Here is a 13,325-nt window from a genome sequence, read left to right as displayed (position 1 = left end):
ATGTCGGAAAAAAGTATTAGTGTTGCTTCATTAAATGAAATTTCAATGACTATGATTATGAAAGCAGGTAGTTGCCGAGACATTTTGTCGAAAATGATGATGAATATTGAAAAATTGAAGGAAGTTGAAATTGAGCAAAAATTAAAAGAGGCAAAAAAGGAGATTGTTATTGCTCATCAAGAACAAACCAAAGTCATTCAAAGTACATTAGAGGACGAGGACTTCACACCAAATTTACTATTTACCCATGCACAGGATACAGTGATGACTGTGTACAGTGAATATCACACAGCTTGTAATATGGTTCATATCTATAAATCTTTGAAATTGGAGATGAAAAAATGATCAAGAACATGAAGAAATTTCCTGACAATTTTTTTTGGGGAGGAGCGGTTGCTGCTAATCAACTCGAAGGTGCTTATAAAGAAGGCGGAAAAGGCTTAAGCGTAGCTGACATTAATCAATTTAGAAATGACATCCCATTAGAAAAAAAGAGTAACAAGGAAATATCGATGAAAGACATTGACGACTTATTAAATAATGAAAAGGCTGTATTTCCTAAAAGAACAGGAATTGATTTCTATCATACTTACAAAGAGGATTTGAAACTGTTAGCCCAAACGGGAATGAATGCTTTTCGCACTTCCATTAGTTGGGCAAGAATTTTTCCTAAAGGTGATGAGTTGGTCCCTAATGAGGAAGGGTTAAAGTACTATGATAGATTGATTGATGAACTGCTGAAAAATGGAATGGAACCAGTTCTAACAATATCTCACTATGAGATGCCATTGTACCTGGCTACTGAATACAATGGTTGGTATAATCGAAAAACGATTGATTTCTTTACCCGTTTTGCAGAAACACTGTTCAAACGCTATAGAGGAAAAGTGAAGTATTGGATTTTGGTTAATCAAATGAATCTGATTGGACATGAATCGTTTAACCATCTGGGGATTCCAAGTGATCGTGTTGAAAATTTAGGAGAAGCCAAATATCAAGGTGTTCATAATGAGTTAGTTGCCTGTGCAAGATCAGTAAAGATCGGGAAATTGGTTGATCCAACGATGCAAATCGGAATGATGTCTTATTATGATAATGCTTATCCTGCTTCATCTAAACCAGAAGATAATTTGGCGGCGTTAAAATACAATCAAATGCAGTATTATTATTCAGATGTCTTAGTTAGAGGTGTTTATCCTCGCTATGTTTATCGTTTTTTTGAAGAACAGGGATTTGATATTGAATTTGGAGTACATGATTTAGATGATTTAAAGAATACAGTAGATTTTGTTACTTTCTCTTATTATTACGCTATGGTGGCAGACGAGGAATCAATTAAAAATGATTTTTCTGTAAATCCCAATGATCGTCTACCGTCAAATGATTGGGGATGGACAGTTGATCCGATCGGGTTACGAATTGCTTTAAATGAATATTATGATCGCTACCAACTTCCAATTATGATTACTGAAAATGGGATGGGCTTTTTTGAAGCACTTCCTGATAGCAAATATATTGAGGATGATTATCGAATTGATTTTTATCGGAAGCACATTGAACAAATGAAGGAAGCGATTTATGATGGTGTGGAGTTAGTTGGGTATTTCCCTTGGGGGCCAATTGATCTTGTGAGTTGCTCTTCATCTGAGATGAGTAAACGTTATGGATTCATTTATGTTGATCTCGATGACTATGGTGAAGGCTCAGGTACTAGATACAAAAAGAAAAGCTTTGATTGGTATAAAAAAGTGATTGAGACGAATGGTGAAAATTTAGATTAATAAAAAAATTTCTGAGTAGATGAAATGCTTTTAAATCTATGTTTCATCAACAGTAGTCTCGAATCATTCGAACAGTGAATTATGTAATTCATAAGAGTATAAACATATATTATTTCAATGAAACCCAATCGTCTAACTCTGATGATTGGGTTATTTTCGTGTTTAAAGGAGGATCAAGCAATATTTAATACTAGACAAGCATATTCTTCGATTCGTGTAATAAATTTTTCATGATTGAAAAGTATATGTTTAAGCAAGAGTGAAATCATTGTATTATAAAAGTATGTACTCGATTAAAAACTAGATAGAGTCACATCTATCTTAATTGAAAGGGGGATGGGGATGGTTCAGGCAGCCACTTCTAGGCTACATTCAAGAGTATCAGAATTTATGTTTAAATGTTTAAAGAAAGATGTTGATTTTAGTATCGCAAATACGTTACTGGAAAATATTAATGAAATTCAAGATGCTAATATCTCTGAAATTGCTTATCTGGCAAATACGACGCCTGCTAGTGTTTCGAAATTTTGTAAAAAGATAGGATATACGAGTTTTTTAGAATTGAAAAAAGATGCTGAACCTTTCTATTTAAATCCTATCTTAGACAGGTTCTCACTAGAAAAAAATACAAAAGAGAACATGGATATCTTCCTGAAAGATGCTTATGAAATTGACCGACAAATCAATCAAAAAGTAGATAAAAATCAGATTCATAGTATCTCAAATGCTTGTATAAACGGTAAAAATGTTGTAGTGATCAGTAGTTCATATTCATTTCCTAATGCGAATTTATTACGAGAAATGCTTGTACAAAATGGGATCAATGTGATCGAGATCAATCGCAATGCTCGAGAAGATGTTCTTGAATATGCCCTTGAAAAATGTGATGTCGTATTCATTATTAGTTTGTCGGGAGCGTGGATCAGGGAGCATCAGGAGCTACTCTCAAAATTTGAGCATATCTTCAAGATCGTAATTACATACATTCCGATGATCCCAGAATTTACTTTATTGCAGGAGGTCGTTTCTTTTAGTGATTATGAACTTGTTTTATCCTCGACTTTTTACTCACAGCGAGCACTTCTGACGTGGATCGTCCTCTTAGGAGCAACGATTAAGGATGAACTGAATCCATTTTCCAAAACTTGAAAATGAGTTTTATTGAATTATTGGGTAGCTGCACTTATACTCAATTTAAGAGATCTCGATTAAATAAAAATAGCTAGAGGCTTTACTAGTTTGGCTGCGTGAAGTATGTGCAGCGTGTTCAGCTTTATAATTAAATAGATCAAAAGGTTTGTTACTCTTTGAGGCTTTTCCTGATGATACGTGTGTCTTGTGATAGAACATGTGTATTTGGGATGCCTGAAAGAGTTTTTTGTTTACTTAAAAGGAGTGTGAAAAGGGTGTTGAATTTATTTAGAAAAGAGCAAATTGATAGAATAAGTTCTCCGTGCCAAGGAAAATTGATTACGATTGAAGAGGTTAACGATAAAATGTTCTCTGAGAAATTATTAGGGGATGGCTTTGCGATAGAACCTGATGATGACGTTGTTCGAGCACCATGTAGTGGGAAAATTTCTTTGATAGCAAACACTTTACACGCCTTTGGAATTACGACAAATAGCGGAGCAGAAATTTTAGTTCATGTGGGTTTGAATACAGTTGAATTAAACGGAAAAGGATTTGCAGCACTCGTTCCTGTTGGGAAAAAGGTAACTACTGGAACATCGATCTTAAAGCTGGATCTGTTTACGATCAAGGAACAAAAAAGTGATTTGGATTTGACCATTCCAGTTGTTCTAACTAATTCAGAAGAATTTAAGCTAGATCATCATTTGACACAGGGGAATGTGACACATGGTGATGAGATAGCAGTCGTTCATAAATTGAGGGGGTGAGACTTCTTATGAAAGCAATCAAGAATGTCAATAATAATGTGTGTATCTGCCTGGATAGTAAAGGGGCAGAAGTGATTGTTTTTGGAAAAGGAATCGGCTTTAAAAAGCCGCCTTTTGAAATTGAACTTTCACAAATACAAAAGACTTTCTATGAAGTAAGTCCTCTAAATGTTCAAATGATCGAGCATATCCCACAAGAAATGATCGAGCTGTCTATCCAAATCATGGATTATGCTACAACCAAATTGAATTATGCGTTAAACTCAAACATTGTTTTTACTCTGGCGGATCACTTGGCTTTTGCTATTCAGCGCAAGAAAAAGAATATGAAGGTTGATATGCCGATTTATTACGATATCAAGTCACTCTATGAAAAAGAATATGATATTGGTGATTATGCAGTAAAGCTGATTGTACAGAAATGTAAAGTGGAACTGCCAAAATCAGAAATTGCTGGTGTCGCGATTCACTTGATCAATGCGGCAGCGATAACTCAGGAAGAAGAAAAAATTGATAATAATTTTGTGATTGAACATATCAAAGAGTTGATCGAAGAAACAATGAACATCCGTATTTATGAGAACGATTTCAATTATTCGCGTTTTGTTACTCATTTACAATATTTATTGAAACGTGGAGAGCAAGGAGAAAGTATTGATAGCGACAATTATCAGTTATTTGAATCACTAAAAAATGGGTTTCCAAATGTTTATCAGTGTTCAGTAAAAATCAATGAATATCTAACCTCAATTTACGATTTTAGTTTTGATAAGGAAGAACTTTTGTATTTGATGCTGCACATCAATCGGTTGTGCACGAGAGAGGAGTTTAAATAGTCATGGCAAAGAAAAACTATGATGAACTAATTGATAATATCTCCACATGGGTCGGTGGAGAGAATAACGTTACTTACTTTACCCATTGCATTACTCGTTTACGATTTAACGTGAAGGATAAGGGCTTAGTTGATCTAAAAGCAATTGAAAATGCACCAAATGTGATCGGATCTCAATGGTCAGGTGATCAATTACAAATCATCATCGGTCAAAATGTGGCGACCGTTTATAAAGGGATCAGTGAAAAAACCAATTTTTCAGTTCCCAATGTTGAGGATACACAAATTAGTAAAACAAAGAAATCACTTTTTAATACCGTTTTAGATGGTATTTCAGGATGCTTGACACCATTAGTCCCGCTGCTCGTTGCAGGTGGGATGTTAAAAATCTGCCTGATTTTATTAGGATTTATTGGATTCGGGCCTAAAACAGACACATATCTTGTATTTGAATTTATAAGTGATGCGGCTTTTTATTTCTTACCTGTTTTTGTTGGTGCGGGAGCCGCTAAAAAATTCAATGTCAATATGGGATTAGGAATGTTTGTCGGCGCGATGCTGATAGCACCAAATTTTGTCAGCATGGTAAACGATGGAGCAAGTCTTTCTATATTTGGATTGCCGATCTATGCGGCATCCTACTCATCGACAGTTTTCCCAGTTATTATTTCAGTCTTTGTCATGTCGTATATTGAACGATTTTTTACTAAGTATTCACCTGAGATTGTTCGGTCAATTTCGGTACCGTTGGGAACGATCTTGGTAATGATTCCTTTGACCCTATGTCTCTTTGGACCGATGGGCAGTATTTTAGGGAATTATTTTGCTTCAGCGATGATTTGGCTTTACGAAACACTGGGCTTCGTAGGTGTGGGTCTCTTCTCAGCCATTTTGCCATTTGTCATTTTTACCGGCATGCATTTCGGATTTTTACCGTACATGTTTATGATGATGGGGACAGCTGGGTATGAACCTTTCTATTGTGTCGCAAACTTTATTTACAATATTACTCAAGGTGCTGCATCACTGGCGGTTTCCATCAAAACAAAGGATACGAATATGAAGTCGCTAGGGGCATCGGTTGGATTTACAGCCATTGTCGCTGGAGTGAGCGAGCCGGCACTATTTGGTGTCACGTTTAAACTGAAGAAGCCATTGTGGTGTGCGATGGCAGGTTCATTTGTCGGTGGAATTATCGCTGGTTTGTTTAAGGTACATTTCTATTCATTTGGTTCCTTTGGACTAGTGGGACTTCCTGGTTTTATTGGAAACGATATATCGAACCTGTACTATATGATCATTGCTTTAGCAGTCAGTGGAATTGCCACCTTTGTGCTGACGCTTCTCGTCTATAAAGATGAAGAAGTGTATGCATCAGATTCGAAAAAAGGAGAAAATAAAGCTGTTTTGCCTCAAGTTCAACAACCAGCTAGTGAATAAAAAAGCTTAACGTTAGATTTCAATAAAGTAAAAGATGAAAGGATGATTTTTTTGAACAATACTAAATTTTCGGATAACTTCCTCTGGGGAGGAGCTGTTGCAGCGAATCAATTAGAAGGAGCCTACTTAGAAGATGGAAAAGGCCTGAGTGTTGCAGATATCAATATCTATAAAGGGGATCTTCCACCAAATAAACGTTCGAATAAAGAAATGAGTATGGAAGAAGTAGAGTTCGCGTTAAATGACAAAATCGGACGCTATCCTAAACGAGATGGCATTGATTTTTATCATACCTATAAGGAAGATATCAAACTGCTTGCTGGAATGGGACTAAAATCATTTCGGACATCAATTAGTTGGGCAAGAATTTTTCCTAACGGAGATGATGCGCAGCCTAATGAAGCTGGTCTAAAATTTTACGATAATCTGATTGATGAATTACTAAAATATGATATCGAACCGTTAATTACTCTTTCTCATTACGAGATGCCTTTGAATTTAGCAATTAAATATAATGGTTGGTACAATCGTGAAGTCATTGACATGTTTACAAACTATTGCACAACGGTTTTAGAACGCTATAAGAACAAAGTGAACTACTGGATTTTGGTCAATCAAATCAATTTGATTGAGTTTGAATCGTTCAATCATTTGGGAATTCCAAGTGATCGAGTAGAGAATCTGCTTGAAGCGAAATATCAAGGCTTGCACAATATGTTAGTTGGTTGTGGCCGCGTAATCAAAAAAGCCAAGGAAATCAATCCTGATTTCCAAATCGGGATGATGGCTTCTTATTCAAATGCTTTTCCGGAAACAGGCAGTTCAGCAGATGTTCTTGCCGCTTTAAAAGACAATCAATTACACTACTATTTTTCAGATGTGGAAGCAAAGGGCTATATTCCAAAATATATGTATCGTTTTTACGCAGATAACGATCTAAAGATAGCCATCACACCAGAAGATATTGAAGATTTAAAAAACACAGTCGATTTCATTAGCATCTCCTATTACTACACATTTAATATCGATGGTAAAACGAAGGATGTCCATCCTAATAAACACGTTGATTCAGAACAGACAAATGACTGGGGCTGGGGAATGGACCCTGTTGGTCTGCGAATTGCTTTGAACGAATATTATTATCGTTATGAAAAGCCGATTATTATTGCGGAAAATGGGATGGGCTTCATGGAAACATTGGATGAGAACAACGAGATTCATGATGACTATCGTGTCGTTTTTCTTAGAGAACATGTCAAACAATTAAAAGAGGCGATCGCTGATGGAGTTGAGCTTATCGGCTATTATCCTTGGGGACCGATTGATCTAATCAGCTGTTCTTCCTCTGAGATGGAAAAACGTTATGGGTTTATTTTTGTCGATTTGGATAATACGGGGAATGGTACTGGGCAACGTTATATTAAAGATAGTTATTACTGGTATAAGAAAGTGATTGAATCAAATGGGGAAATATTGTGATGAGTTAGACTACTGAGATCAATAATTTATAGTTCTGTTTCATTAACTGCCGATTTTTCAGAAATAATCTGAAAGGCTAGAAGTGGATAGTTAAGAACGCCTGATGAAGCCAAATCATTCTAAATAATGATTTGGCTATTTTGCTGCCTAGATTTTTAAAATTTGCATAGAAGAATACACAAAAGCTTAAAGTTAGATCCTATCAATTAGAGATTGGAAAAAACTATCAAGTTATTTTTGCTGAGATAAAATATTCAGATTTTTATTAGTGATGGTGCTAATCAGTAATTCAAATACATCACTAAATTTTTTTATCTTCCTTGGTGGTTCCTAGATGCAGGATGAGTGAAACTTTTTGTTTTCTTTAGCAAATTGGCCCGGTAGTGGTAGCTACTACAAAGAAGCTTTTCTTAACATTGTTCAAAACCAATGCATGAGAACTCGCTAATTCACTGTACGCTGTTTAAGACATCACTTAGCGTTCATAAATATCTTTTTTATTAATAAGGATACTATCCCCAACAAATCATTCCGGATGGAGCAATTCATATAGTTGCGCGACCAGTCTTCTATTTTCAATTTACGAATGAATCGTCAAAAATTTTAGTTAATTGTTAATAGATCCTTTTCCGATAAAAAGGGTGAGATGGGTACGACGTTTTCGATTGTTGGATCAAGAGTGTTGCTTTTAATCAGCTGAAACAATCAAGGCACGTAATTTTTTTATTTGATTTTGTTACTCAATAAAATTGCAGACGATTATAGAACAATCATTTTCATGATAGCCTGACCGCCCATTGACTTTCCATTTTTGATCTGATAATTTAATAAAAAAGAATAGATTTTAATTTGATCAATGAACAAGGCGTTTAGACGTTACCCCTTATGTACGGAGGATCTTCCTGCATATGCGTAACTCTAGACGCCTTTTTTTTAGCTAAGGTTTCTGAAGGAGGTTTTTTTATGGGAAAGGATATGACGCAGGGAAGTATCGTAAAGGTATTATTAGTGTTTACCATACCGTTGGTTCTTAGCGGGGTGTTTCAGCAATTGTTTAATTGGGTTGATGCCTTTATTGTGGGAAATGTGGAAGGCGAGCTGCCGTTAGCATCCATAGGGGCTACGACCGCGATTTATAACTTGTGTATCACAGCGATTATCGGCTTTACATCAGGTTTATCTGTTTTATCCGCGCAAAACCATGGGAAACGAGCATTTTGGAAAATGCGGGAAACGTTGTTTTCGTTTATGGTCCTATTAGGCGGCTTTTTCTTAGTCATTTCACTATTGGGGATTGTCTTTACACCTCGGATTGTCGAAATTCTGGATACGCCTGAGCGATTGATGGTGATAGCCAGTCAGTATTTGAAAATTATGCTGATCGGGGTTCCTTTTTTGGCGATCTATAATGTTTACACGGGGGTACTAAGAGGGGCTGGAGACAGCAAGGCGCCGTTTGTCTCGATCATTATCTCCTCGATTGCTAATGTGATACTAGATATTATTTTTGTCGCGGTTCTTCGACAAGGAGCGGCGGGTGCTGCTGTAGCTACGGTCATTTCGCAAATCGCGATGACGCTTTATATTATATTTTATACCGAAAGAATCTATCCCTATTTGAAATATAGAATAGACAAAAAAATATTTGCGAAAGTGACGATGCAAAACGGGGCAAAGTTTGGTGTACCGCCGACAATTCAGGCCAGTATCAGTTCAATCGGGAATATCATCCTTCAAAAATTTATGAATGGTTTTGGCGAACAAACCATTGCGGCGATCACGACGGCTTATAGGGTCGACTCCGTCATTTTTTTACCGATCGTGAATTTCGGTTCCGGTGTGGCGACTGTAGTGGCTCAAAATATCGGCGCTGAAAACCAAGAAAGGGCCAAAAAGACGTTAAAAATCGGTCTAGTAATGATTGCTGCAATCTCTCTTTGCATCTCGTTTTTTATCTTTTTCTTTGGGGAAAATCTGTTAGCGCTATTCGGACTTTCCTCCGAATCTGTCGCGATTGGGAAAACATTCTTCCGAACATTAGCACCTTTCTACCTCATTTATGGGTTTTCAATGGTAATTAGAGGCTATGTAGAAGGCTGTGGAGATATGGTCTTTTCAAGTGTCGCAGGTGTAACTTCCTTAATCGTCAGGATCGCGGCGTCGTATCTTTTCGTTCACCTATTCGCAAGCAAGATCATCGCACTCTCAGAAGGGTTTTCTTGGATGGTGCTATTAGCGATTTATCTGATTCGCTACTGGAAGAAAGAGCAGGAAGGGAAGCAGCTGAGTCGACAGAAAATAGAGGGGGATAGGTATTCAAAAGTAGAATAAACCTTGCAGAGTATACAACACGTTTAAGCCCGGTCATCGAATGTGATGACTGGGCCAATTATTTATCCTCTTCGTTCAACCATTTGTTAACTTCATCCATAGTGCTCAGTTGTTTAGTAGGAACCTTTTTTGCTGCTTTAGCAAGTCTGTTTATTGCTTTTTCTCGGTCAGTCTCAGTCAGTCCCAAGGAAAAAGGAATGTCCCCCTTTTCGGCTATTTTCTTGTACAACGCTGTGATGAGAACTGTCGGATTCACCCCTAAAGAATCTAAAACAGAATCAACATTTTGCGACAACTCTTTGTCAATGTTAACTTGGATACTCTTTTTTTTACCTTTCACTTCCATTTGTTATCACCTCACACTCCTATTGTACTCCTTTCAGAATGACCATGTATTATTTTTGCTGAAAGATTTGCGAGGAATAAAGTGAATCTTGTTTCAAGAACTGTAGATTAATACATTAAGATAACATAAGGACTCTGAGTGGTATTCTGAATCAAAAAATCTTCTTATTATTATCTAGATCGACTAGAATCATTTTTACGGATTGAAAATTAAATCAGTTGTAATGGGGGGCTTTCGAGGCTCTTTTGTTTGAAACAGCAAGGAACTTGGATTATAAGTGATTCTCTTCTATACTTTCATTAGGCATTCTTTTTTGACTAACGAACTAGCTCGATAATAGTTGATTGATATACAGCATTCGAATAGACGTCCTTTTTTCTTTTGGAAAAAAGGACTACTTTGAAACGAGTAAGGAGGTAAGCGTTTATGAAGAAACCAATCCATGTTTTTTCGGAAATCGAACCATTGAAACAAGTGCTTCTCCATCGACCTGGACTTGAGTTGGAAAACTTGATGCCCGATTACTTGGAACAGTTATTGTTTGACGACATCCCATTTCTTGAACAAGCCAGAAGGGAGCACGATTTATTTGCGAAGACGTTGCGATCAAAGGGCATCGAGGTTATTTATTTAGAGGATTTGGCGGCGGAGTCATTGACGAGCGATGACATCAAGCAGGCGTTTTTACAGGAATATTTAGCTGAAGCCGCAATCAAGAATGGTTCTATCCAACAAGAAATTGCGGACTATTTTTCAACGATCAAAGACAATCGCGCATTTATTGACCAAACGATGGCAGGTTTAAGAAAGAATCAGCTATCGATGGGAATGAATGATCAACGGTCCGACATAATGGACGGTGCCTCTCCCTTTTATATTGATCCGATGCCGAATTTGTACTTTACTCGCGATCCATTTACGACGATCGGAAATAGCGTCTCGCTGAACAAGATGTATGCTGAAACCCGTCGCAGAGAGACCTTGTATGGGAAGTATATCTTCGAACATCACCCAATGTTCGCCGAGCAGCCTGTCAATCAACTTTATACCCGTGAGGACAGTACGCGGCTAGAAGGGGGCGATGTGTTAGTTCTTTCAAATAACTTATTAGCTGTTGGAATCTCGCAAAGAACGGACATGGCATCCATTGAAAAATTGGCTGCCCGCATTTTTGAAGAGGAGCCGTGCTTCGAGCATGTACTGGCCTTCAACATCGGCGAGGAACGAAAATTCATGCACTTGGATACTGTCTTTACAATGGTGGATTACGACAAGTTTACGATTCATCCGCAGATCGAAGGAGCTCTAGTAGTCTATTCACTTTCTAACTCAGATGGTGAAGTGAGAATCATTGAAGAAACGGATACATTGGAGATTATTCTGTGTCGCTATTTGGATATTCCTGCTGTGGAACTGATTCGCTGCGGAGGAAATGATATCACCGCTGCTGCAAGAGAACAGTGGAATGATGGTGCGAACACTTTGGCGATCGCGCCAGGCGAAGTGATCGTTTACGACCGCAACACGATCACGAATAAAAAATTAACAGAAGCAGGCGTCAAAATAAATACGATACCAGGAAGCGAGCTCGTTCGCGGACGCGGTGGCCCTCGATGTATGAGCATGCCGTTTGTTAGGGCGGATGGGTAAGGTGTTTCGATGTGATAGGTTGTGATTTAACTCAGTAAATACGAGATAAATAAGACCTCTATGGAAGTAATTTTGTTACCCTCAAAAGTTAACCTAGAGCTAACTTTTGAGGGTCGTTTTAGAGAGAGTTTTCTTTCTACTCTTCATTTCTTTCTGCTTTTGGACAGTGTAATAAATAAGGACAATTCCCCCTCCGACAAGCGAAGAGATTGCTAATATCCAGTAGGCAGCTTTCAAATTCATTGCATTATTGATCGCGCCGACTATGACAGGGAAAAGCGTCATACCGATTGCGTAGATTGCCTGAAAGAAGCCCATTGCGCTTGATTTTTTATTTAGTTCAATGCCTTCCATGGCTTCAGAAGTGAGTAGTGAAAATAGGATTCCCGTGCCAACACCGGGAATGATTTGTAAAAGATAAAAAAGCGGCAGGGCATTCGCCAATGGAACAGTAAAGCAATAAAGTGATAGCAGTCCAAATGATGTGAATGTCAGCCATTTTCTTCGCTGAGCATTCAAAGAGATACCCGAACCAATTCGAGAAAAGATAACCGCTGATAACATATAAGTAATCGAGGATAGTCCAACCTGAAAATCAGTCGCGCCCTGTTCTTTGATTAATTGGTTTGTAAAGGACATTGTTGTGGACATTTGGATTCCTTGTTGAATAAGTGCTAAAAAAGAGAATAGAATTAATTTTGGCTGCTTACCAACAGCTAGTAGCTCTTTTACATTAACAGATATTTCTACATTAGATTTTGTTTTTTTTAATTTTAATGAAATAACAAAACCAAAGAATCCTCCTAAAACACTTAATAAACAAATATTCGCCATACCAATGTGATTGTATAATAGGCTGCTCGTAATAAATCCAATCAGCATACCAATATTATTTGTCATAATAATTCTGCTTGTAGCGGCTGTTTGCATCTGGTTATCATGAAGACTGAGGTAATAAACCATGAAAGAAATCCATGTTGCACTAGCAAACCCTGAGAAAATATTGCCTAATAGAAAACCAGTACCACTTTGAAAGAAGTAGCGAAATAAAGATGCAATCCCAGCACACAACGTGCCTAGCGAAATAAACAAGCGGTGGTTCGGTCGCAAATCTGCCAAGATACCTACAGGCAGGCGTAGTGCCAACTGAGAGATGCCATAAGAGCCCACGATAATCCCGATGAAATTCGCAGATACATTGATTGTTGCTAAGTAAGGCGTCTGGTAAGGAATATAAACATATTGGGCAAACCAAAATAACGCGACTATAATTAACAATAATTTTTGTTCTTGTTTTTTTATGATAAACACACCTTTCATGATTTAAAAATTCAAGGACAAGCATAACGTAAAACGAGAAAAAAATGCAAATAAATTTTTTATTCGTGAATTCGCTTGCATTTGAAAAAATCGCATGCTATAGTGTGGTTGTAAATTTAATAACCGCGTTCGTTTGACGCGTTACTGGTAATGCAGGCGAGATCAAGTGTACGTAAATGACATCCATGGATCATGGTGTTATTTATGTATATTTGATCTTTTTTTGTCGAAAAACGCGAACC

At 37.4% G+C, this 13,325-nt stretch carries 11 protein-coding genes; 9 read left to right on the top strand and 2 right to left on the bottom strand.

Annotated features, from left to right (window positions below; all coding sequences use genetic code 11):
* From IGI38_RS15050 to IGI38_RS15015, 8 genes are all read left to right on the top strand, one after another.
* Complete coding sequence (locus IGI38_RS15050; protein ID WP_438732103.1) at positions 1-345, top strand: PTS lactose/cellobiose transporter subunit IIA; 345 nt, start codon at positions 1-3, stop codon at positions 343-345.
* On the top strand, positions 342-1,781 hold the full coding sequence (locus IGI38_RS15045) for a glycoside hydrolase family 1 protein (RefSeq protein WP_438732101.1): 1,440 nt from the start codon (positions 342-344) through the stop codon (positions 1,779-1,781). Before IGI38_RS15050 ends, IGI38_RS15045 begins: the two co-directional genes overlap by 4 nt.
* Before the next feature lie 342 nt (positions 1,782-2,123).
* The gene (locus IGI38_RS15040) at positions 2,124-2,930 is read left to right on the top strand and encodes a MurR/RpiR family transcriptional regulator (protein ID WP_438732099.1); all 807 of its coding nucleotides are present in this window, start codon (positions 2,124-2,126) and stop codon (positions 2,928-2,930) included.
* Positions 2,931-3,187: 257 nt separating this feature from the next.
* Positions 3,188-3,682, top strand: a complete 495-nt coding sequence (locus tag IGI38_RS15035; RefSeq protein ID WP_438732096.1) for a PTS sugar transporter subunit IIA — start codon at positions 3,188-3,190, stop codon at positions 3,680-3,682.
* A gap of 8 nt (positions 3,683-3,690) precedes the next feature.
* Positions 3,691-4,518 (top strand): PRD domain-containing protein, encoded by an 828-nt coding sequence (locus IGI38_RS15030; RefSeq protein ID WP_438732095.1) that lies wholly within the window; start codon positions 3,691-3,693, stop codon positions 4,516-4,518.
* Between the two features lie 2 nt (positions 4,519-4,520).
* Positions 4,521-5,957, top strand: coding sequence for a PTS transporter subunit EIIC (locus IGI38_RS15025; protein ID WP_438732093.1), 1,437 nt, complete (start codon positions 4,521-4,523; stop codon positions 5,955-5,957).
* 42 nt (positions 5,958-5,999) lie between these two features.
* Positions 6,000-7,436, top strand: a complete 1,437-nt coding sequence (locus tag IGI38_RS15020) for a glycoside hydrolase family 1 protein (protein WP_438732091.1) — start codon at positions 6,000-6,002, stop codon at positions 7,434-7,436.
* Between the two features lie 963 nt (positions 7,437-8,399).
* Positions 8,400-9,767, top strand: coding sequence for an MATE family efflux transporter (locus tag IGI38_RS15015; protein ID WP_438732089.1), 1,368 nt, complete (start codon positions 8,400-8,402; stop codon positions 9,765-9,767).
* A 58-nt stretch (positions 9,768-9,825) separates the two neighbouring features.
* Here IGI38_RS15015 and IGI38_RS15010 read toward each other — a convergent pair whose 3' ends face one another.
* Positions 9,826-10,113 carry a type II toxin-antitoxin system RelB/DinJ family antitoxin gene (locus IGI38_RS15010; RefSeq protein ID WP_438732087.1) on the bottom strand — a complete coding sequence of 96 codons (288 nt, stop codon included), beginning with the start codon at positions 10,111-10,113 and terminating at the stop codon, positions 9,826-9,828.
* A 426-nt stretch (positions 10,114-10,539) separates the two neighbouring features.
* Here IGI38_RS15010 and arcA point away from each other — a divergent pair, with 426 nt between their 5' ends.
* Positions 10,540-11,763 (top strand): arginine deiminase, encoded by a 1,224-nt coding sequence (gene arcA / locus IGI38_RS15005; protein WP_438732085.1) that lies wholly within the window; start codon positions 10,540-10,542, stop codon positions 11,761-11,763.
* A 99-nt stretch (positions 11,764-11,862) separates the two neighbouring features.
* Here arcA and IGI38_RS15000 read toward each other — a convergent pair whose 3' ends face one another.
* Positions 11,863-13,083 (bottom strand): MFS transporter, encoded by a 1,221-nt coding sequence (locus tag IGI38_RS15000; RefSeq protein ID WP_438732083.1) that lies wholly within the window; start codon positions 13,081-13,083, stop codon positions 11,863-11,865.
* Between the last annotated feature and the right edge of the window lie 242 nt (positions 13,084-13,325).

The organism is Enterococcus sp. AZ128 (genome assembly GCF_051714485.1).
Lineage (GTDB): Bacteria > Bacillota > Bacilli > Lactobacillales > Enterococcaceae > Enterococcus_A.
This window is presented reverse-complemented; position numbering and strand designations above follow the sequence as displayed.

What these genes read in the sequence shown, in the direction of transcription:
- IGI38_RS15050 (WP_438732103.1), top strand. Translation starts at nt 1, where the DNA reads ATGTCGGAAAAAAGTATTAGTGTTGCTTCATTAAATGAAATTTCAATG.
- IGI38_RS15045 (WP_438732101.1), top strand. Translation starts at nt 342, where the DNA reads ATGATCAAGAACATGAAGAAATTTCCTGACAATTTTTTTTGGGGAGGA.
- IGI38_RS15040 (WP_438732099.1), top strand. Translation starts at nt 2,124, where the DNA reads ATGGTTCAGGCAGCCACTTCTAGGCTACATTCAAGAGTATCAGAATTT.
- IGI38_RS15030 (WP_438732095.1), top strand. Translation starts at nt 3,691, where the DNA reads ATGAAAGCAATCAAGAATGTCAATAATAATGTGTGTATCTGCCTGGAT.
- IGI38_RS15025 (WP_438732093.1), top strand. Translation starts at nt 4,521, where the DNA reads ATGGCAAAGAAAAACTATGATGAACTAATTGATAATATCTCCACATGG.
- IGI38_RS15020 (WP_438732091.1), top strand. Translation starts at nt 6,000, where the DNA reads ATGATTTTTTTGAACAATACTAAATTTTCGGATAACTTCCTCTGGGGA.
- IGI38_RS15015 (WP_438732089.1), top strand. Translation starts at nt 8,400, where the DNA reads ATGGGAAAGGATATGACGCAGGGAAGTATCGTAAAGGTATTATTAGTG.
- IGI38_RS15010 (WP_438732087.1), bottom strand. Translation starts at nt 10,113, where the DNA reads ATGGAAGTGAAAGGTAAAAAAAAGAGTATCCAAGTTAACATTGACAAA.
- arcA (WP_438732085.1), top strand. Translation starts at nt 10,540, where the DNA reads ATGAAGAAACCAATCCATGTTTTTTCGGAAATCGAACCATTGAAACAA.
- IGI38_RS15000 (WP_438732083.1), bottom strand. Translation starts at nt 13,083, where the DNA reads ATGAAAGGTGTGTTTATCATAAAAAAACAAGAACAAAAATTATTGTTA.